The 20110-nt window shown below is 40.9% G+C and carries 18 protein-coding genes; 4 read left to right on the top strand and 14 right to left on the bottom strand.

Going from position 1 to position 20110, the window contains the following annotated elements; genetic code table 11:
• Positions 1-11: 11 nt before the first annotated feature.
• The 12 genes from sufB to BUB77_RS18310 all read right to left on the bottom strand — a co-directional run bounded on the left by sufB (position 12) and on the right by BUB77_RS18310 (position 13266).
• Positions 12-1424 carry a Fe-S cluster assembly protein SufB gene (sufB, locus tag BUB77_RS18355; RefSeq protein WP_073278306.1) on the bottom strand — a complete coding sequence of 471 codons (1413 nt, stop codon included), beginning with the start codon at positions 1422-1424 and terminating at the stop codon, positions 12-14.
• A gap of 15 nt (positions 1425-1439) precedes the next feature.
• Positions 1440-2183 (bottom strand): Fe-S cluster assembly ATPase SufC, encoded by a 744-nt coding sequence (sufC, locus tag BUB77_RS18350; protein WP_073278305.1) that lies wholly within the window; start codon positions 2181-2183, stop codon positions 1440-1442.
• Positions 2184-2403: 220 nt separating this feature from the next.
• Complete coding sequence (locus tag BUB77_RS30000) at positions 2404-2574, bottom strand: hypothetical protein (RefSeq protein WP_170866690.1); 171 nt, start codon at positions 2572-2574, stop codon at positions 2404-2406.
• 20 nt (positions 2575-2594) lie between these two features.
• Positions 2595-2729: a hypothetical protein gene (locus BUB77_RS30710; RefSeq protein ID WP_278277737.1), complete on the bottom strand. Its 135-nt coding sequence runs from the start codon at positions 2727-2729 to the stop codon at positions 2595-2597.
• A 70-nt stretch (positions 2730-2799) separates the two neighbouring features.
• Positions 2800-2997: a hypothetical protein gene (locus tag BUB77_RS29525; protein ID WP_139241235.1), complete on the bottom strand. Its 198-nt coding sequence runs from the start codon at positions 2995-2997 to the stop codon at positions 2800-2802.
• Between the two features lie 160 nt (positions 2998-3157).
• The gene (locus BUB77_RS18340; protein WP_207650850.1) at positions 3158-5035 is read right to left on the bottom strand and encodes a DUF4914 family protein; all 1878 of its coding nucleotides are present in this window, start codon (positions 5033-5035) and stop codon (positions 3158-3160) included.
• 562 nt (positions 5036-5597) lie between these two features.
• A complete protein-coding gene (locus tag BUB77_RS18335) occupies positions 5598-7445 on the bottom strand; it encodes an ABC transporter ATP-binding protein (protein ID WP_084124442.1) in 1848 nt (615 codons plus the stop codon).
• Positions 7442-9169, bottom strand: a complete 1728-nt coding sequence (locus BUB77_RS18330) for an ABC transporter ATP-binding protein (RefSeq protein ID WP_242962544.1) — start codon at positions 9167-9169, stop codon at positions 7442-7444. Before BUB77_RS18330 ends, BUB77_RS18335 begins: the two co-directional genes overlap by 4 nt.
• Positions 9170-9474: 305 nt before the next feature.
• Positions 9475-10734, bottom strand: a complete 1260-nt coding sequence (locus BUB77_RS18325) for a sensor histidine kinase (RefSeq protein WP_242962540.1) — start codon at positions 10732-10734, stop codon at positions 9475-9477.
• Positions 10731-11465: a LytR/AlgR family response regulator transcription factor gene (locus BUB77_RS18320; RefSeq protein ID WP_073278302.1), complete on the bottom strand. Its 735-nt coding sequence runs from the start codon at positions 11463-11465 to the stop codon at positions 10731-10733. The genes BUB77_RS18325 and BUB77_RS18320 overlap by 4 nt, the downstream gene beginning before the upstream one ends.
• The gene (locus BUB77_RS18315; RefSeq protein WP_073278301.1) at positions 11466-11870 is read right to left on the bottom strand and encodes a GntR family transcriptional regulator; all 405 of its coding nucleotides are present in this window, start codon (positions 11868-11870) and stop codon (positions 11466-11468) included.
• Positions 11854-13266: a PH domain-containing protein gene (locus tag BUB77_RS18310; protein WP_073278300.1), complete on the bottom strand. Its 1413-nt coding sequence runs from the start codon at positions 13264-13266 to the stop codon at positions 11854-11856. Before BUB77_RS18310 ends, BUB77_RS18315 begins: the two co-directional genes overlap by 17 nt.
• 243 nt (positions 13267-13509) lie before the next feature.
• Between BUB77_RS18310 and BUB77_RS18305 the strand changes: the two genes are divergently transcribed.
• Positions 13510-14829, top strand: coding sequence for a hemolysin family protein (locus BUB77_RS18305; protein ID WP_073278299.1), 1320 nt, complete (start codon positions 13510-13512; stop codon positions 14827-14829).
• A gap of 80 nt (positions 14830-14909) precedes the next feature.
• Here the strand turns inward: BUB77_RS18305 and BUB77_RS18300 are convergent, their stop codons facing one another.
• Positions 14910-15761, bottom strand: coding sequence for a MurR/RpiR family transcriptional regulator (locus BUB77_RS18300; RefSeq protein ID WP_073278298.1), 852 nt, complete (start codon positions 15759-15761; stop codon positions 14910-14912).
• Positions 15762-16205: 444 nt separating this feature from the next.
• Here BUB77_RS18300 and nagB point away from each other — a divergent pair, with 444 nt between their 5' ends.
• The 3 genes from nagB to BUB77_RS18285 all read left to right on the top strand — a co-directional run bounded on the left by nagB (position 16206) and on the right by BUB77_RS18285 (position 18363).
• Entirely contained in the window at positions 16206-16916 is a 711-nt protein-coding gene (gene nagB / locus BUB77_RS18295; RefSeq protein WP_073278297.1) for a glucosamine-6-phosphate deaminase, read from the top strand.
• A gap of 11 nt (positions 16917-16927) precedes the next feature.
• Positions 16928-18079 (top strand): N-acetylglucosamine-6-phosphate deacetylase, encoded by a 1152-nt coding sequence (gene nagA, locus BUB77_RS18290; RefSeq protein WP_073278296.1) that lies wholly within the window; start codon positions 16928-16930, stop codon positions 18077-18079.
• A 110-nt stretch (positions 18080-18189) separates the two neighbouring features.
• Entirely contained in the window at positions 18190-18363 is a 174-nt protein-coding gene (locus BUB77_RS18285) for a DUF1540 domain-containing protein (RefSeq protein WP_073278295.1), read from the top strand.
• Between the two features lie 109 nt (positions 18364-18472).
• Here BUB77_RS18285 and BUB77_RS18280 read toward each other — a convergent pair.
• Positions 18473-20110: glycoside hydrolase family 2 protein (locus BUB77_RS18280; RefSeq protein ID WP_073278294.1), on the bottom strand; the 1638-nt coding region annotated here is incomplete at its 5' end.

Genomic DNA, 20110 nt, shown 5'->3' with positions numbered 1-20110 from the left:
TTACAGAACAATTATCCTATGCTTCCTTCCATTTCAAGCCGTATTAACTGGTTCATTTCAAGAGCATATTCCAGGGGCAGCTCTTTGGCAATGGGTTCCGCAAAACCGCTGACTATCATCGCTCTTGCATCCGCCTCACTTAAGCCCCTGCTCATAAGGTAAAATATAGTATCATCACTGATACGGCCGATTTTTGCTTCATGGCCGATATCTACATTATCATTGCGGATATCCATAACCGGAATGGTATCGGAACGGGATTCGGAGTCCAGCATCAGCGATTCACAGGATACCGCACACTTGGCACCGTCCGCTTCTGTTCCCATAACAACGGCACTTCGAAAGGTAGAGCAGCCTCCGTCCTTGGAAATGGACTTGGAACTCATATGGGAGGAGGTGTTTGGTGCACCATGAACCACCTTAACACCAGTATCCAGGTTCTGTCCCTTTCCGGCAAAGGTAATGCCGGTATATTCCATCCTGGCATTCTCCCCCTTTAAGATGCTCATCGGATACAGGTAGGATACTCTGGAGCCGAAGGAGCCTGATACCCACTCCATAATGCCATCCTTTTCAACCGACGCACGCTTGGTATTTAAGTTGAACATATTCTTGGACCAGTTTTCTATCGTGGAATAGCGAAGCCTTCCGCCTTCCCGTACGAACAGCTCCACACAGCCGGCATGAAGATTGGCCACATTGTATTTCGGTGCTGAACATCCCTCGATAAAGTGAAGGTTGGCTCCCTTATCTACAATAATCAATGTATGTTCAAATTGTCCTGCTCCAGGTGCATTTAACCGGAAATAGGACTGCAAGGGAATCTCCACCGAAACGCCCGGCGGAACATATACAAAGGAGCCTCCGCTCCATACAGCACCATGCAGGGCGGCAAATTTATGGTCCCTGGGGGTTACCAGCTTCATAAAATGTTCTTTTACTATATCTTCATGCTCCCTTAAAGCACTTTCCATATCGGTGTATATGACACCCTGGCTTTTTACTTCTTCCCTTACATTGTGGTATACCACTTCAGAATCATACTGGGCACCTACACCGGCCAGAGAGGTTCTTTCAGCCTGTGGGATTCCAAGACGCTCAAAGGTATTTTTAATATCCTCCGGCACCTCATCCCATTTCAGCTGCATCTTGGTATTGGGCCTTACATAGGTAACAATATCCTCCATATTAAGCCCTTCAAGGCTTGGTCCCCATACCGGAGCTTCAAGCTCATTATATATTTTTAAGGATTTTTGCCTGAATTCACGCATCCAGGCAGGGTCATTCTTCTCTAATGATATGGCATTTACAATTCCTGAGGTCAACCCTCTGGAAGTCTTATAGGAGGCATTTACCTTATCCTTAATATCATAGATACTTCTATTGACATCCTCTACAAAAGTCTTATTCTTAACCGTTTCCATGATGTCCTCCTTTCTTTAGCTGAGTGCTAATTCCTTAAAGCCTTTCCTGTTTACTTCATCAATAAGAGAGGCATTACCTGTCTTGACCAGCTTTCCGTCAACCAGAATATGCACATAATCAACCTCTAGATATTCCAGTATTTTTGTGTTATGAGTAATAATTAAAAGGGAATTGTTCTTATTTTTAAAGGCCTTTACACCCTTTGAAACTATCTTAACGGCATCTACATCAAGGCCCGAATCCGTTTCATCCAATATAGCAAGCTTGGGGTCTAACATCAGCATCTGAAGGATTTCCGATTTCTTTTTTTCACCGCCGGAAAAGCCTACATTCAGATATCTCTCTGCATATTCCCTGTCCATGCCGAGGCTTTCCATGGTTTTATTCATTTCCTTTCTGTATGCCAAAACCTTTAAAGGCTTGCCTTCTACGGCTATCTTGGAAGTCCTCATAAAACTTTCCAGGTTTACTCCTGCTAATTCCTCGGGATTCTGGAAGGATAAAAAGATACCTTTTTTGGCTCTTACATCCGTCTTTTCGTATGTAATATCCTCTCCTTCGAAACGGATGCTTCCTTCCTCTACTTCATATTTCGGATGTCCCATAATCGAATATCCTAAAGTTGATTTACCTGCTCCATTGGGACCCATGATAACATGAACCTCACCTTTTCTTATATTCAGGTCTAATCCATTTAAAATGTCTTTCCCATCGGCACTGACCTTAAGTCCTTTGATTTCGAGTAATTGCTCTGACATAGTACTCACCACTTACCTTTCTTTTATTCTGTACAGGGATGCCACTTAGTAAAAACTTGTTTTTTAATCCTACTGTTTTAATCCCCACTAATTTAATCCCTATTATAATACTCGGATATAACCTTTGCAAGCCCCAATTGCTTTTATTCTCAATTTCAGTGTACAATTCCGCTTTCAATAAGAAGGAGCAGCTGCTTATTTTTGCAGCTGCCCTCCTGTATTACCATTTCCCGTCATATTTTATGGGATTTGCTTTTTCATGACCGCTTTTGGCCTTTCCCTGTATTTCCGGAACCGGTTTTTCCTCGTTCTTTTTCCTGGTAATACCTATATTCCCCATAGTTCCATGAGGTTCCTCCTCATCCGGGCGTCTCATTCCTGCTTTTGCCATAGCAACCTCTTTCTCATCCTTTAAACATCATTATGCTTTGCAGACTGTTTCTTTGCATTTCTGGTCTGGTTCTGATTTTCTCTGGTTATGGGTGTCTGATTATCCGCCTTTTCCATTCGGGCCTTTTTATTATCCGGCTGACTGTCTTTTGGCATAATTTCCTCCTTTTCTGTTTGTTTTGCAAGATAAGTATGCTTCTGTTAAGAAAAGCTTATTCATTTTTATTTAACGCTGAATAGCCTCACCCCGCAGACTGTCAAAGGTTCTGTAAATATCAATCATGCCAAATCCCCATTCCTTATTGGGGTAGGTCCCTCCCGGATTCCGTTTTACTCCTCTGATCAGGAACTGCTTGACTTCCGTGGCATCCATTATACTACCTTTCCCTTTACCAGCCCCATTCGACGGAATTTTAATTTTCACACTATTCTCTTAATGTGTCCTTGTATAAAATATATGCGCCGTTCGCTCAATTAATATCCTGCAAGCACGATAAAAAAGCCCGGGAAAGGCAAGCTTTCCGGGCTTTTTATATTTAAATCAGTTCAGACTCTTTATTCTTTATGCTATTTATGCTGCTTTCTTAATATCTCATGGGCAGGATTTCACAATAGTCATCCAGTGTGCCATTGTTATAAAAGCATTCGATAATCTTCTTTCCTAAGGGATCCAATTCCGGTGTATTGAACTTTTCAAGCTCAGCCTTAAAGAAATCAACTAACATCTGAGCACCTTTATCATAGCCTTCAATACCGACCTCAGCCTGAAGCTCAGGGCGAAGGAAATCTTTTCTGATATAGCGTCCGTCAATACGGATGGATTCCTGACAGTAACCAAGAATATTGCAGCGTGCTTCCGTTAAATGCTCCGGCTTGAATTTTGCTCCGCCTCGTCTTGCAATATACTCTCTTGCAACCCACTGAGGCATGAAGCCTACTTCATATACACCAATATGCTGATTTGGTATCAGGACATATCTGGTATGGGTGGAATTTTTAATCTGATCCAACAGAAGATTAGCCTGGGTTACCATCTTACCGGTTGCAAAGGGCCAGTAGGAGCCTACACCTTCACTTGTCATCTTGTTGGAGGAATTGATGCTGGGATTGTTATAGCCTCTGGGTGCTACCAGCCTCCATAACCATGCAAGAGCCGGAGGAAGTATATGGAATAAGCCAATAACGCCATAGCTTGGCCTTTCCTTGGTACAGGGCGGTGTCCTTACACCAAAGCTTCTGATATCCACCTCTACAAGGTCACTTACTACGTTTTGTACAAACTCCCTTGGAAGAATTACTCTTGGATTCGGGCAGGGCTTGCCGTCAGAATCTAAAATATGTTCCCAGGGAAGGCAGGTCGCTCCTTCAATAGCCTGCATGTTTATATATACTAAAGGTCTCGGCGGCTGAATTAAGGTACTTTCCAACTGAGGAGAATCCCCATATTTCTTAATATTATCCAAACGTAAGAACCAACCGTCTTCCGCATCCTTTACTACTAATTTATGGCTTTCATTCTGCATATCCGTATGGCACAATGCCATATCATCGGTAACGGGACGAAGCTCGCAGGCGTCAACCAGTTCGATATATGTTTTTTCATTGGTAATGGTGTTCACACCAAGAACAACCTTACCGTCCAATTCTCTATGGATATTTTCGGTCATTTCACTCTTTCCGCCGCCGGATGCACCTTCATGCATTATGACGATTTCATTGTCATAAGGAGTGATTACCTTTACAGTGGAAGCATGGCATGTTGTCCAGCCTTCATTTTCACCTATATTTAACAATACACCATAGATACCTTTTTTAGCACTGGGACCGGGATAGAGATTATAAGAGAATACCTCATGAACATCATCAAGCCTGTTGTGTACAACGATCTGCTTACCGTCAAAATGGGTGTGACGGAAAGGAGGGGCCAGATAAACAACGGCTCTTGGAGTAAAGCCTTCTTCCATATCATTTATGCTGACAAATTCCTGCAAATCTGCCATAGCTGCGCCAAAAAAAGCCGCATTGACAGGCGCAAGTAAAATAGAGGGATATCCGTACTCTCTGCCGCCTGACATAAAGGGAACAATAAGCAAATCCTGCTCCTTAAGCCAGCTAAAGGTTTCTTCCCTTAATTCCTTAAAGTCTCTGTGATAAAGCTCCTGGTATCTTGGCTTATCCGTACCTTTTTCATCTGATACAATACTGCAGTCAGGATCCCTTCTTCTCATATAATCTTCCGGATAGTTGCCGATTACACCATTTCGGCACCTTGTTACGGTAGCTTCCAGAACGGAACCTTTTCCTTCTACCTCATATCTGACTTCGTATTCATTTCCTCCTTGGGGACCAAAGGAAAGAGCAAGTAATTCCTCCTTCGTAGCAGGTACTACTACGCTCTTACAGCTGCTCAGTATTGCTTTTACATCTTCTGAGAAATTAAATTTTTGTAACAATTCTTTCACCTAATCATCCTTTCTAGCTATGTGTCCTTCCTGACTATATATCAGGACCGGCACTTATAAAAACCGATACCCTGCATCGGTTGAGGACATCGGTCTTCAACAGCTTTTTTGATTAAAAGCTGTCTTTGCTGTCTGCTGTACTCGTCAATCTGTAAATCCTATTGCCTGCCGTCATTTTCACCAGTTTTCATTCCTTAAAAAGTATGCATTTTTTCATTTTAAACACATAACCTTAAAAATGCTGCTTTTCCACCGATTATACCCCATTTTCCTACTACTGTCAACCTGACTTTTTCGGACAAAAATCAGGCTTAATGGTTTAAACACCAGAAAATTCAGGGCTTTAAGCTTTTGGTGTAATTGTATACAATAAAACAATTTTAATCAGTTTAGGCTTTTCTAGTACTATTGAATTAGAACAAACGGATAAATTTATTAACTCAGCTTTGATAAATGCATGTATTTTTATAATAGAAATTGTATATTAACACATTGTTTTAATCGTAATCAATTTATAGGATTTTCATCGGTCCAGAAGGAATATAATTCAATCCGTTTATCCTTATATATAGTACTTTGCCTGTGCATTCCAAAGATTTGCATAAATTCCTGCTTTCTCCAGCAGTTTCTCATGACTTCCTCTTTCAGCTATCTTCCCATTTCTTAATACCATAATGTCATCACAAAAACGGCAGCTGCTCATACGATGTGATATATAAATACTTGTCTTATTCCGGACAAGTTCATCAAAACGGGTATAAATTTCATACTCACTGAAAGGGTCCAATGCTGCTGTCGGCTCATCCAGTATTACAAAGGGGGCATCCTTATAAAGAGCTCTGGCTAGTGCAAGCTTCTGTGCTTCTCCGCCGCTTATATCCTCTCCCCCGCTGTTTACGGTATAAAGGCTGGTATGTAAACCTTCTTTTTTCTTTTGCACCCAGTTCTCTATCCCTGCCTGCTTAAGGCACTTTAAAAGCTTCTCCTCCTCCCACTTTTTTCCTGCCGCTATATTGTCACTTATTGGAAACGCAAATAGCTTAAAATCCTGAAAAACCACACTAAAAAGGCTTAAATATTCCCGGTGATTATATTTCCGGATATCTACTCCGTTTAATGTAATGTATCCTTCCGTAGGATCATAAAGGCGGCATAAAAGCTTTATAAAGGTACTCTTCCCTGCACCGTTTTCTCCCACCAGCGCCATTTTATCTTTTAACCGTATTTTGCAGGAAACCTTACTAAGGATCTGTTCACTGCTGCCCGGATACGAAAAGCTTACTTCATGAAATTCAATTTCATATATATTATCCAGACGCTTCTCAATTGGTATACTGCCCGTTTCCCTTTTATTCTCCAGTTCCAGAAATTCAAGGAAACAGGACATATATCCACACATTCTCTCAATATAAGAGTTATTTTCACTAATCTCAGTAAGAGCCGTACTGAACTGTGCCATTGCACCTGCATATTTGGTAAAGGAGCCAATACTTACTGCGCCTGCCAGAATCTTAAAAAATACCATAAGATAAGAAAAGGTAATAAATATACCATTGGCGCAGCTGTTTAAGGTAATGGACTTTTTATACATCGCAGTCATTTCTTCGTAGACTCTGCGGGTAATTTTTCTCCAAATACCATACCTTTTCATAATCATTCCCTTCATATCAAAGATACGGATAACCTTACCCTTCGTATAGTCCAAAAACACCTGATTCAGCATGTATCCAAGCTGATGTTCAGCTTCTACATGGCTTTTTCTGTTGGCATCCTGTTTCTGGGTAAGTTCCTTTCTGATTCCTCTTTGCCAGAACATAACGATACTAAGCACCAGAGTAAAAGCAGCCAATGACACAGCAGGTGAAGCTGTCCAGTTCAGTACCCCGCTGCTTACCGGCTTTATAAAACAGAGCGTTAGTATCATAATAATGGATAAGGCAATCGACAGAACCGCCGTAAATATTTTTTGGTAACATTTTGCGATATAATCTATCCCGCCGTACATCCTCATAGTAAATTCCGTTGTATTGATTTTTTCCTGAACGCCTGCATTTTCCATAGTTTCAAGATCAAGAGCCAGGGCCTTTTCTCTAATCAGATACTTTATGCCAAGAGCAGAAGCCTTTCCTTTATATTCAACTGCCTGATTAAGTAAATCTACCAACAGCCCAAGCACCAGGTTTATTCCTGTCAGCAGAATGGCTGTCTGAAGAGCTTCATCATAGTTTCCGGCTGTCAGATAATCAATGAGCCTGGCAAAGAGGAAAAATCCCGAATAGGGAATCGCAGTCTGAAGAAGAGAAAGCAGCATGGAAAGAGGTATAATATCCGGATCGGTTTTATGCAGCAGCTTCATTAGCATGAAACCTGTTTTGTGATAACTGAATTTTTTCCCTATTCCACCAATCATAACCGTTCCTCCTTCCGTAAGTTATCCTGTTCCCTGTAATAATGGGCCTGAACCTGAAACATACTGCTGTATTCCCCCTGCTTTTCCATCAATTCCTCATGGCTTCCTTCTTCTATGATTTCACCATTTTTCATTAGAAGTATCCGGTCGCAGAACCTGGTAGAACTCAGCCGGTGGGATATAAACACACTGGTCTTTCCCTTCACATAGCTGTTGTATCTTTCATACATTCTGCTTTCTGCAAGCGGGTCAAGAGCTGCCGTCGGCTCATCCAGTATGACTACCGGTGCATTCTTATATAATGCTCTTGCTAACATAAGCTTTTGCATTTCTCCTCCTGAAAACAGGATTCCCTCCCTGTCCAATTCCTTTCCCATGGAAGTTTCAAGCTTCCTGGGCAGCCGTTCAATACGTTCTAAAATATCAGCCCTTTTCAAACTGTCAATAAACTGCTCCCTATTAACTTTCTCATTCGGCTCACAGGTTACATTATCCTGAATGGAAAAGGCAAAACTGAAGACCTCCTGAAAAATAACTGCAAATTCCTTGAAATAAATTTTTTTTGGTATTGTTCTTATATCCACTCCATCCATAAAAACAGCTCCCTCTGTGGGAGTATAAAGTCCGCAAAGAAGCTTTACCAGTGTGGATTTGCCCGCTCCGTTCATCCCTACCAGTGCACTTTTCTCATCCGGCTTCAATATCAGATTAATGTTCTTTAGAGCTGGGGTATCTCTTTCCGGATAATAAAAGCTTACATCCCTGAATTCGATGGTATGGCTCTGTAAGAGAGGTGTATCCAAGCTGTCTTCCTCTTTTGGAATCTCCTCATGGAAAGCACGGAAATCATTTACCACATCGCTGTTAACACCCAATTCATGAAGACTGCCAAATATATCCTTCATCCAGGTACTAAAGCCTGCCGCTACTCCCAGATACACAAGAAAAGAATCCAGAGGCATCCCCTTTGTCATCCGATAAATTAAATACAGATATAAAACTCCTTCTCTTACAAAATAAGTAAGCCGCTCCAGTATATTCTGCAGATAATACCTTATGTACTCCTTCTTAAACCATCCAAGCCGCTCTTCCTTTAATTCCCTGTAAGCCTCCCGAAACCACTCTTCCATACCATAAATCCGCATGTCTTTGCCGTTTTCGGCATTAATAATCTGTCCATTTAAATAATTTATTTTTTTATCAACAGGCACCCATTCATCTTTATGACTGTCAAGCCATTTACGGTTATACCGGTTCATGATACCATTTAATACTGCTGCCAGGATAAGCAGTGCCAGAATCCATGGATTTAAATTGGCGGAAATAATGGAATATACTGCAATTCCAAATAGATTGGTGAGAAGAATCATATTCTGATCAAGCATCGCTTCCACGCCAACATCGTTTCCTTCATAAAAGGCTCTTTCTGCTCTTCCCAGCCTGTCCCTCCCTTTGGAGCTTTCAAATTCGGTATATTCCATATCCAATATATCTTCCAATAGTTCATCACCCATATCTATGCGGAAAAGAAAGAGTATTCCCTTTATCTTCTGATTTAAGAAGGTTAACAGTACCCTAAGCAGAAGAACGGCCAAAATATAACATGCCATAATGAATATGGACTGCCAGAGCTTTCGCCCTGATAAGTAAAGCCTTGCCACCACCCCTGGAAGGGCAACCGTTAACAAGGGCAGGCAGACCGACACCACAATTCGCAAAAACACTAACAAATAATATATTTTTCCTTCATAAAATTGAAGCTTTCGAAGTAAATACAAAATATTTTGAGATATACTGTACTTCCTCATATCATGTCCTAAAAACCCTTTTCATTGGGTACCCTTTCTCATCTGATTTCACAACCGGCTGCTTTTTATGACAACTTTAGCACAATCAGATTATGCCGTGGTTCAATCTGCACGAAATGCATATGTGATGCACGAGATGCACATATCCCGTATGACAACATATATGCCTCAAGACTTGCGAACCTTTTGCACGAAACGCATACTTGCGGAAATGACAGCCCTTATGACTCAGGTCCGCCAATTTGAATATTTGCTTCTTTCGTACTTCCCATTACTTTTATAGGGAGCGTTACCTCTGCCGCAAATATACCCGGCTCATTCTGGAGATTTAAGAAACCCTCGTATTTATCTACTAATGCTTTCACACGCCTGACACCAAGCCCATGGTTACCTCTTTTATTTGTTATGTAATTCTTTTCGTTAAAATTAGGTTCCTCTTTTGCGGAATTCTGTACAGATATGTAGAATTGCTTCTTAATAACAGCAATATAGACTCTGACAAAGCGTTCCTTTTGCGGTAGCTGTTCACATGCTTCCATGGCATTATCTAGCAGGTTTCCAAGGATTACGCATAAATCCACCTCCAGCAAGGGTATATCAGCGGCTAATTCTGCCTTACAGGTTATTGCAATTCCGCACTTTTCCATGAGGGAAAGTTTACTGTTAAGAATGGCATCCAGCATCAGGTTTCCGGATTTTACATAGGCATCCACTCTGTCAAGTTCCTGCTCCAATTCATTGAGATATTGCTCCAGCTTCTCCTTCTGGTTAAAAGCAAGATGAGCTTTCATTACCTGTAAATGATTATGATAATCGTGGCGCCATCCCCTCATATTCAAATATATATTTTTGATTTCTTCATACTGGTGCTTTAACACTTCTTCCCGAAAGCTTGTACTATCTTTTTCAAAGCCTTTCTGAAATTCTGTAAAAGTCCTCTCTAACACAATAAAAATTAAAAAAGCGAGAGCAGTGACTGCTATATACAGTAAATGCAGGCGGCTGACCTGTGTCAGCTCTGAATTTTCTTTCTCCAGAATAATACTCATATTGCCAAGAACAGCTGCTATCCCACCAAATACTAAAAATGTCAGAATAAGATATTCCATTGCCCTTATACTTCGTTTAACCGTTAAAAGAAAAAGGCAAAGCCCAAGAAGAATAGCTGTCATCATCTCCTTTGATAAAAAAACTGCTCTGCCTGTAAGCAGATTTGCTGTGGTCATAAAAACGCCTGGAGCCAGAAGATAATACCAGTGGATAACCAAGGGTTCCTCATCATAAAGATAGTCATATATAATTAAAAGCAGTGTTATTGCCGCCCATACCCCTATAAGGCCTGTAAAGGAAAACAGTATTAAAAATGAGCAGCCGGTCAGAAACAGCACCGCTGCCCTCATTCTGCCTTTTTTAAGATTGCCGCACTGGTAGAGGTAATAGATATAGAGAACCAGCCAGAAACTTTCAAGTATTAAATTCATTGGCTGTCCCCTTCCAATCTTTTGATTCTGTGATAAGCCAGATATGCTTTATTGAGATTTTCCCACTGCCCCCTGGCGATGGGAATCTGTTTGCCTTCCACTGAAACTTCTTTTTTTGTTATGCATTCCACTTTTGCCAGATTAATGATATAAGACCTGTGAAGCCTGTAAAAGCCCTCCTCTTTTAACTCTTCTTCAAAGCTGCTTATACCTTTACTGCTCCGGTATTCTTTGCCTGCTCCATAGAAGTAGGTATTATGTCCTGCACTTTCCAGATAGGATATGTCATACAGGGAAATTCTTTGAAGGGTAGCACCATCCTCCAAAATGATACAGGGATTTTTACAAAGCCTTGTATAGCCAAGCAAAAGACATCGAAGGAGTTCCTCCTGCCTGACCGGCTTCATCAGATAAGACACCGCTTCCACCGAATACCCTTCGAATACGTACTGTTTCATTCCTGTTACAAAGATATACTGAATCTTCCTGCCTTCACTGTACAGTTTTTTCGCCAGTTCCATCCCGCTCATCTCTTTCATCTGTATATCAAGTATCAAAATATCTAACCTCTGATTCACTTCATAATCAAACAGAAATGCTTCTGCACTTTCATACTCTTTAATATTGACGGCAACCCTTTTACTCTTCCCCCAGGAGGCAACATATTCCGCCAGCAGTTTCAATTCTGCCTCCGCATCCTCACAAATTGCAATATATACCTGACTTTCCATTTACGATATCCCCGCTTCCGGTACAAGTTTTTTTATCTTCAGTTTTTGGTACAGATTTTCGCACAGAGTTAAGAACTCCTTTTCTCCCATTCCCTTAATGGCTGCTTCTGAAGCCAGGATTTCCATCTGCTTTGTCAGTTTTTCCTTATAAGCCGCATCGGTATTTGTTCCGCTTATAACAACCGCTCCCCGCCGGCCATCCGTCAGGATAAAGCCCTCGTCTCTCAATAAGGCATAGGTTTTATTCACCGTCATTGGATTGACTCCGATGTCCTGAGCCAGATTTCGTACTGTGGGAAGTTTCTCCCCCATGGACAGCATGCCGCTTCCTATTCCTCTTATAATCTCATTGCGAAGCTGCAGATAAATTGGCACTTCACTTTTAAAATCAAGGCTGACTATCATAACCTATCTCCTCCCCCAGCAAGCTGTTTAGTTCTTTATAGATTTTTTCCGTTTTTTCTGTTTCATCATCATTGATGATAATAACACCATTCTCCGTATAGCATACGATAAAGGGCTTATGCCTGGCTGCAATATACATCCTGCAATTCCCTATACCGTCAAGGCGGTAGTTTCCGGTGGCATAGATTCCATTAGCAGTGCCAAAGGTTCTGATTCCATCGGGTATTTTCTCCAGCAGCTCCACCTTTTGAATATGATCAATTTCTACCTCTTCTTTATAAAAAGGGCTTGTAATGGTGATTCTCTGCTTATCTATGGTAAGCTCCGTCAGTTCATGGCGCACGTCAAGCACCCAGGGATACAGAAAGAAATAAGACAATAGCAGGAAAAGGGCACTAAAGAAGACGACAACCATCAGCCTGGCTTTGGGATTTCCCATGTTAATGCCGCAGGAGGTTCCTTTACTGTTATTTGCCTTAAATATTGCCGGGTCATAGGGATTATTGTAGGAGGCTCCCAGCAGACCGATTTTCCAGAATTCATCCTCGTTGTAGCTGTATTTCTTCTTCCCTTTTAATACGTGCTCCTTCATTTCCTTTAACCCCACCAGGCTCTGTATGGCCAGGGTAAGGATTATTACAGCAATGAAAGCAAAGACGGCAGTTGTGAAATATACGCTTTTGCCTTTCAGATTTCCCGCAAACAGCAGAAACACTCCTACAAGGGCATCATTTAATGCCAGCAGGAAAATAAATTTACCGATATAATAGAGTCTGCTCTCATTTAAAAGCTGATTAATTTTCGTATCCTCACAATAAGTTGCGGCAGGGCTTTTTGTCCAAAAAATATATAATATAATCAGCAGGATCATAAAGAAACCATTGGAAGCTATGGAGGCCGAATTATTACTCCGAAAGCTTGCAATTATACAGCCAGCCTGTACTGCTGCAGGAATCAGCAGCAAAAGGGCAGGGAGCTTTTTCCTGGAGCCGGAACTAAGGCTTAAGTCAAACTGATAACCTTTTTCCTCCGCTTCAATAGTCCACTGCTCTTCTTTTTTTATCGCAAGGAGGGAGTTCCTGCTCTTTTTGTTTATTCTGGAATAAATGAAAAACATCAAAAAAACGGAAATTGCGCAGATTACTCCTTTATAAGGGAGGGGCAGATAAAAATAAAGAGAAAAGGCTGCAAACATACAGGTCAAAATTCGGCTTCTACGGGTTAACCCAGCCAGCAGCTCTTTCACTTTCCCTTCCTCCAGAGCCCACTCAGGTATGGAGACATATAGCGGCTTTCCCCCTGCTGTCCTTCTTTCCTGATAATAGGTAAATGAAACAGAAAAAAGAGTTAAGTAATATAGAAACAGCAATATTCCGTTTAATGTTAACCTTTCCATCAATTCAACCTCTTTCCATGCCGATTCTTCATTATAAATAAGCTTATTCAGCGGCATTTTGTATTTTTGTATTATACATTATAATACAAAAATGCGAGCTTTACAAGTAAATTTATCCAATTTTTATTTCCGAATAAAAATTAAATTTAGACAGTTTGTTTCTGAAAGCTATACATTGACCTTGCTATTTTTCCCTTTTTATGCTATACTGGATACAAAATTTTTTTAGGAGGAATATTTACAATGGATCCTGACCCTGACGGGGATAATATTTTAGTACAGATAGTAATACTAGTCATTATTACAATTATCAATGCATTTTTTTCCTGTGCCGAAATGGCTATGGTATCATCAAACAAGAACAAAATTAGGCGGCTGGCTGAAAACGGTAATAAAAGAGCCGGTCTGGTTCAGAAAATTATGGAGGAGCCTACCAAGTTCCTCTCAACCATACAGATTGCAATTACCTTAGCCGGTTTCTTCTCCAGTGCATCTGCCGCTACCGGATTATCCGGCCCTTTGGGGAATTGGTTTTTAAAACTTCATATACCCCACGGAGATGAAATTTCCTTTTTTGCAGTAACCTTGATTTTATCTTATTTTAACCTGGTTTTCGGTGAATTGGTGCCGAAAAGGATTGCTTTGACAAAGACAGAAGAAATCAGTATGTTTGTCGTTAAGCCGATTAATACGATTTCCAAAATCACCTCTCCTTTTATTCGTTTTCTTACCTTTTCCACGAACCTGGTAATGAGAATATTTGGTTCAAAGGCTGCTGTACAGGAAGATATATTATCCAGAGAAGAAATCAAGTCAATGATTGATGAAGGACAAGTTCATGGTGTTCTTAATGAAAACGAAAGGGAAATGATTAATTCCATTATCGAATTCGATGATAAGCTGGCAAAAGAAATCATGACTCCAAAGGTTAATGTCTTTGCAATTAATATCCTGGAACCCACTGAAAATTATATTGATAAATTGCTTGATACCAAGTATTCCCGTATTCCGGTGTATGAGGATGATATAGACAATGTAATCGGTATCCTGTATTTCAAGGATTTTATGAAGGAAGCCATTAAGGTGGGCTGCAATAATGTTGACATCCATACTATTTTAACAAAGCCATATCTGGTTCCCGACAGCAAGAATATATATGAGCTGTTTAAAGAGCTTCAAGTCTCTAAAAACCATATTGCCGTTCTTATAGATGAATACGGCGGCTTCTCCGGTATTGTTACTATGGAAGACCTGGTTGAAGAAGTTATGGGTGATATCGAGGATGAATATGATATTTATGTTCCCAAGATCAAAAAGCTGGACAATTCCACTTACTTATTGGACGGACTCCTTACTATCGATGAGTTGAATGATGAATTGGATTTAGACATATCTTCTGAAAATTATGATACCATTTCCGGTTTTCTTATTGATACCATGGGTGCAATTCCCAGTGATGATGAAGACCGCACAATAGAGATTGATAATTTGGTATTTAAAATCCTCTCCGTTAAACAAAAGAGAATTGATAAGATTAAATTATATATAGGTACTTCTGCCTGATAAGGGCAGCAGATAAAAAAAGAAAGGCTGTGACTCCCTGTTGTAAAAGGGGCTGCAGCCTTTTTTTCTATAGCAGTTCTTTATAACAGTTTCATGGTTATTGCTTCTGTGGTTATTGCCTTACTCTCCGCACATTGGTTATAATGCTTCACAAAATATTGCAGATACAGCACTTCCAGTATATATAGCTGAACAATAGAAGTGGTGGAGGCTCCCCCATCCAAAGGGCCTTCATTGGAGCCGCATAAAAGAACTGCATCTGCTCCGGCTGTCAGGGCTGTTTTTGTAAAATGGGTTATAATAACAGAGGGACAGCCATTTTGCTTTACCAGCTTATGGACTTCTATCATATCCTTGGTAGAGCCGGAGTAGGAAAATATAATGGCCAAATCCCTGGAATCCAAAAGGGAAGCAGCAATATGCTGCATATGGGAATCTGAAACAAACTCTACATTTGGAATAATTCTCATAAACTTTTGTTTCGCTTCCAGAGCAATGGCACCGGAGGAACCCACCCCAAAGAAATGAATCCGTCTGGCGGCAGACATAAAATCCACTGCCCTTTCCAGCTGGTTAAAATCCAGCAGCTGAAAGGTCTCCTTTAAGCCATCCATATGGGCAGAGAGTGTTTTTTCGCAAATGGTCCTTGTATCATCACCGCCTTCAATAATCCCAGCCACTGTCTCCTTCTCTCCCCCGTTTTTTGTGATGTCCTGGGCAAGAAGCATTTTAAATTCCTGATAACCGTTGAGATTTAATTCTTTGCAGAAACGAAAAACCGTCGTATCTCCGACTTTACAGTTAACAGCCAGGTCCGTTATGGAGGTATACAATACCTTTCTGGGATTTTCAAAAATATAATCCGCTACCTTCTTTTCCGATTTTGTAAATTTCGAATAATTCTTTTCTATACTTTCTAATATTCCACCCATGGCATTCCTCCCTAAAGCTGCAACGGCTCTTGTGAAAATAATTTTCATATTAATTTTATCTTTCCTGTATCATCCTGTCAATAAGGAGCTATAATAATCAGAATCGGAGCTATAAATAACAGAATTTCTATTCATAAACAGATTTTTATGAAAATAATTTCTGTTTTTTATTGAAAATATTTTTTATTTTCCTTGATTTTTTTCATTACGTAAGCTACTATGATTTATATAAGAACCTAAATAATTATCTCTTAACATTACATGAATTTTCCAAATAAGTAAATCAAAAAATGCTTTGCATTTTTAAACTTATTATTAAACAGTGTTGCAGGTAAGCTTACGATACTACATGGGAATTCGGTTGAATGGAAATACTAACACTGAAAGGATGCCACAATACAAATTCCTTCAACCTCTTTTATTTGTGGCGTAACGGGTATAAAAATGAACTTAATAAAAGCCAACGGTTATAAGGATTTAAGCAGAAAAGCGGCAAATGTAATCTCCGCCCAGGTTATCTTAAAGCCAAACAGTATTCTCGGTCTTGCTACAGGCTCCACTCCGGTAGGAACCTATGAGCAGCTCATTGAATGGTATCAGAAGGGTGACATTGATTTTTCCAGAGTGACATCCGTTAATCTGGATGAATACTACGGCCTGTCTCCTGAAAATTCCCAGAGCTACCGTTTCTTTATGAACCAGCATTTTTTTGAGCATATTAATATCAAGCCGGAAAATACAAATGTTCCTAACGGACTGGCTGGTAACCCGGAGGAAGAATGTGAGCGTTACGAGAAGGTAATTGCTGACCTTGGCGGTATTGACCTTCAATTGCTGGGTATCGGACACAATGGACATATCGGCTTTAATGAACCGAATATTTCATTCGAGAAAACTACTCATGTGGTTGAATTGGATGATACTACAAGAAAAGCAAATGCCCGCTTCTTTGAATCTCTCGATGAGGTTCCGAAAAAAGCTATAACCATGGGGATTAAATCCATCATGCAGTCAAAAAAAATACTATTAGTTGCTAACGGCCCTGACAAACAGGATATTATCCAGAAAGCAATATTTGGACCGGTAACTCCGGAGATTCCTGCTTCTATCCTCCAGTTCCATCCTGATTTGACAGTGGTCTATTCATTTGAATAGGAGGTTTTATTATGATATTAAAAAATGCATCCGTATTTGTAGACGGTAAATTCCTACCCGCAGACATCACAGTTTCCGACGGCCGCTTTGAAACCATTGACAGCAAAGCTGCAGGGAAAGCAGCTTCCGGGAAACAAACTGACGATGAAATTATTGATTTAAGTGACAAGCTGGTCATCCCTGGGTTTATTGAGCTCCATTCCCACGGCTGTATCGGTTACGACTTCACCACTTCTGCTCCTGAAGAGCTTGAAAAGATGTGTGAATTTTACAGTGAGAACGGAATTACTTCCATTCTTGCCACTACCATGACCATTGGCTATGATACATACAAAAGAGCGATGCTAAACATCAAGGAAGCCTGCGAAAACAATACCAAAGGCAGCCGTATTATCGGTATCAATATGGAAGGTCCTTTCCTTGGCGCTGCTAAAAAAGGAGCTCACGACACCAGATATCTTCTCTCCATAAACGAGCAGAAATATGAAGAGCTCAACGATCTCTCCGGAGACAGGGTACGTTTAATTGATCTTGACCCCGACTTGCCGGGTGCTATTCCCTTTATAGAAAAATACAGCAAAAAGAAAGTAATCTCACTGGCACATACAGCCTGCGATTATGAAACCGCTGTCACAGCAATCAAGGCTGGCGCCAGCCATGTTACCCACCTCTTTAATGCCATGAACGGACTTCATCACAGAGCTCCCGGCATCATTGGTGCCGTATCCGATTACCCTGTCAATGCCGAAATCATATGTGACGGTATCCATATCCATCCTTCCGTAATGCGCCTGGTATTTAAAGCCTTTCCGGAAAAATTGATCCTTATCTCCGATTCCATGAGTGCTGCCGGTCTGGAAGACGGCTCTTACGAATTAGGCGGCCAAAAGGTATTCGTAAAGGACGGAAAAGCGACCTTAAAGGATGGCACCATTGCCGGTTCCACCACAACGATTTATAAAGCCTTCAAAAAATGTATTGAAATCGGTATTCCTGTGGAACAGGCCGTGCTTAGTGCGACCCTTTACCCTGCAAAGGCAATTCACGCAGAGGAGGAAATCGGCTCCATCGCTGCCGGCAAGCGTGCTGATTTTATTATTATGGATAAGGCTTATAACATTGAAAAAGTATATTCCGGCGGAAAATTACTCGTTTCCCACTGACAATATATAACTGAATAAAAAAAGGTAAAAAGTACATTCTAACTACTGCAAAGAACTTTTCAAATCTTTCGCTAAAAAGTCATCGTACCCATTAGAAAGGAGATTTAAAAATGGATGTTAATTCAAGCATCGGTTGCAGAGTAACGGAATGTCAATATCATGCAGGTGATTCACAGCATTGTACACTGGATAAAATTATGGTTGGCAAAATTGAATCCTACTCTTCCAAGTCTGAAGATACGGATTGTGAATCCTTTAAACCCAAAGAAGAAACAGCCTTTTAAATCACAAAAGCAGGAATGGATAGATGATCTCCATTCCTGCTTTTGTAACAGTGCCAGAAAATCAGCCCTGAAATAGTGAAATCATAATTTGAAAAACAAGTGTATAGTATTAACTCCGATAATTACCCTTATTAATTTTCCTGATTTCTTCCAAAGGTACTTTAGGACTTCTGTCATAGTTCAGCAGTCCATTGGTCTCCTGTTCCACATCGGTAAGCTGGGTGTAGCAAAAGCCCTGTACCAGCTCAGAACTCATTAACGCAGCAACAATATCCTCATAGCGCTTCAAAAATTCTTCCCCAGTGACCGCACTTGAATAGCCCCATCCCTTGACCTCATCCTGGCGGAAATCAATACCGCCGCACTCACTGACTATGATTGGCTGATTCCGATAGCTCCAGCCAGATACATACAAGGCTCTGCCGCTTGGGGTAAATTCCAGGATAGTATCAATACAGCTGTAGCGCTTCTTCAGAACCTCTTTTGAGGCTTCATAATCGTGAATGGTCAGAAGGTCTCCTTCCGTATGCTCCCATCCGTCATCATCTATAACAATGCGGGTTTCATCCAGTGATTTTGTAATATGCAGCATTGCATTGCTATGGCCCTGCTGCAGTTTATTGGTTTTTATATCATGAATGCCCCAGGATTCATTCAGCGGAGTCCATGCCACGATGGAAGGGTGGTTATAATCCCGAAGTACAGCCTCACTCCATTCCGTATACATTCCTGCGGCATAATCTCTTGAATACAGATAGGCGCTGCCAATCTCTCCCCATACCAGCAGTCCCATCACATCCGCATGATATAAGAACCTGGGATCTTCTACCTTTTGATGTTTTCTGACTCCATTAAAGCCCATTTCCTTGATAAGCTTAATATCCCTGACGAAGGCTTCATCCTCCGGAGCCGTTAATAATGAATCCGGCCAGTATCCCTGGTCCAGTAATAGCTTTTGATAATAAGGCCGGTTATTCAGCAGGATGGTGCCATTGTCAATTGATATTTTTCTCATGCCAAAATAAGAGCGGACCGTATCTTCCATGACCTCATCCTTAGAAAGCGTAAATATCACATCAAAAAGCCTTGGACTCTCCGGCGACCATGTCAGATTTTCTACGAAATTCCAGGATTTTAAGGCCGGCTGATTAAGTTCTAAAGTAAAACTGCCGTTCATAGCCCTGGGCTCTATCCTGCAGCCCGTAACATAGGTTCCGTTAAAGCTTATTCTGGTATCTAAGGATAATTCCGTACTTCCGGCAAGATAATATTCAAATCGAACTGCCTGTTCATCCAAAAGCGGAGTAATAAAGACTTTTTTCAAATGATTTTGGGATACTGCCTCAATCCAGACGCTTTGCCATATACCTGTTGTCCTGGTATAAAAAATACTTTTGGGCTCTTCCTCCCAGTATTGCTTCCCTCTTGGTATCTCCAAATCAGTATAATCGTCCCATACCTGCACCCGTATCACATTTTCCTCCTGATACCGGACACAGGCTGTAATATCTGTAAAAAAGCCGGTCTGTCCGCCGGTATGCTCTGTAACCGGAATGTCATTGACCCATATCCTGCAGAAATAATCCACCGCACCAAAATGAAGTACTATCTGTTTATTGAGCATTGCTTCCGGTAACGTAAAGCTTCGCCGGTACCAGACTTCCTTGTGCATTTCTGTTTCATTAATTCCTGATAGCTTTGTCTCATAGGCAAAGGGGACTGTAATTTTACGGTCATAGGCTTCCCG

Source organism: Anaerocolumna jejuensis DSM 15929 (genome assembly GCF_900142215.1).
GTDB classification, from domain to species: domain Bacteria; phylum Bacillota; class Clostridia; order Lachnospirales; family Lachnospiraceae; genus Anaerocolumna; species Anaerocolumna jejuensis.
The sequence above is the reverse complement of the archived record's forward strand: the minus strand, read 5'-3'. Positions and strand labels throughout refer to the sequence as shown.

What these genes read in the sequence shown, in the direction of transcription:
- sufB (WP_073278306.1), bottom strand. Translation starts at nt 1,424, where the DNA reads ATGGAAACGGTTAAGAATAAGACTTTTGTAGAGGATGTCAATAGAAGT.
- BUB77_RS18300 (WP_073278298.1), bottom strand. Translation starts at nt 15,761, where the DNA reads ATGGGTGGAATATTAGAAAGTATAGAAAAGAATTATTCGAAATTTACA.
- nagB (WP_073278297.1), top strand. Translation starts at nt 16,206, where the DNA reads ATGAACTTAATAAAAGCCAACGGTTATAAGGATTTAAGCAGAAAAGCG.
- BUB77_RS18285 (WP_073278295.1), top strand. Translation starts at nt 18,190, where the DNA reads ATGGATGTTAATTCAAGCATCGGTTGCAGAGTAACGGAATGTCAATAT.
- BUB77_RS30710 (WP_278277737.1), bottom strand. Translation starts at nt 2,729, where the DNA reads ATGCCAAAAGACAGTCAGCCGGATAATAAAAAGGCCCGAATGGAAAAG.
- BUB77_RS18315 (WP_073278301.1), bottom strand. Translation starts at nt 11,870, where the DNA reads ATGATAGTCAGCCTTGATTTTAAAAGTGAAGTGCCAATTTATCTGCAG.
- BUB77_RS18325 (WP_242962540.1), bottom strand. Translation starts at nt 10,734, where the DNA reads ATGAATTTAATACTTGAAAGTTTCTGGCTGGTTCTCTATATCTATTAC.
- BUB77_RS18310 (WP_073278300.1), bottom strand. Translation starts at nt 13,266, where the DNA reads ATGGAAAGGTTAACATTAAACGGAATATTGCTGTTTCTATATTACTTA.
- BUB77_RS18305 (WP_073278299.1), top strand. Translation starts at nt 13,510, where the DNA reads ATGGATCCTGACCCTGACGGGGATAATATTTTAGTACAGATAGTAATA.
- sufC (WP_073278305.1), bottom strand. Translation starts at nt 2,183, where the DNA reads ATGTCAGAGCAATTACTCGAAATCAAAGGACTTAAGGTCAGTGCCGAT.
- BUB77_RS30000 (WP_170866690.1), bottom strand. Translation starts at nt 2,574, where the DNA reads ATGGCAAAAGCAGGAATGAGACGCCCGGATGAGGAGGAACCTCATGGA.
- BUB77_RS18320 (WP_073278302.1), bottom strand. Translation starts at nt 11,465, where the DNA reads ATGGAAAGTCAGGTATATATTGCAATTTGTGAGGATGCGGAGGCAGAA.
- nagA (WP_073278296.1), top strand. Translation starts at nt 16,928, where the DNA reads ATGATATTAAAAAATGCATCCGTATTTGTAGACGGTAAATTCCTACCC.
- BUB77_RS18335 (WP_084124442.1), bottom strand. Translation starts at nt 7,445, where the DNA reads ATGATTGGTGGAATAGGGAAAAAATTCAGTTATCACAAAACAGGTTTC.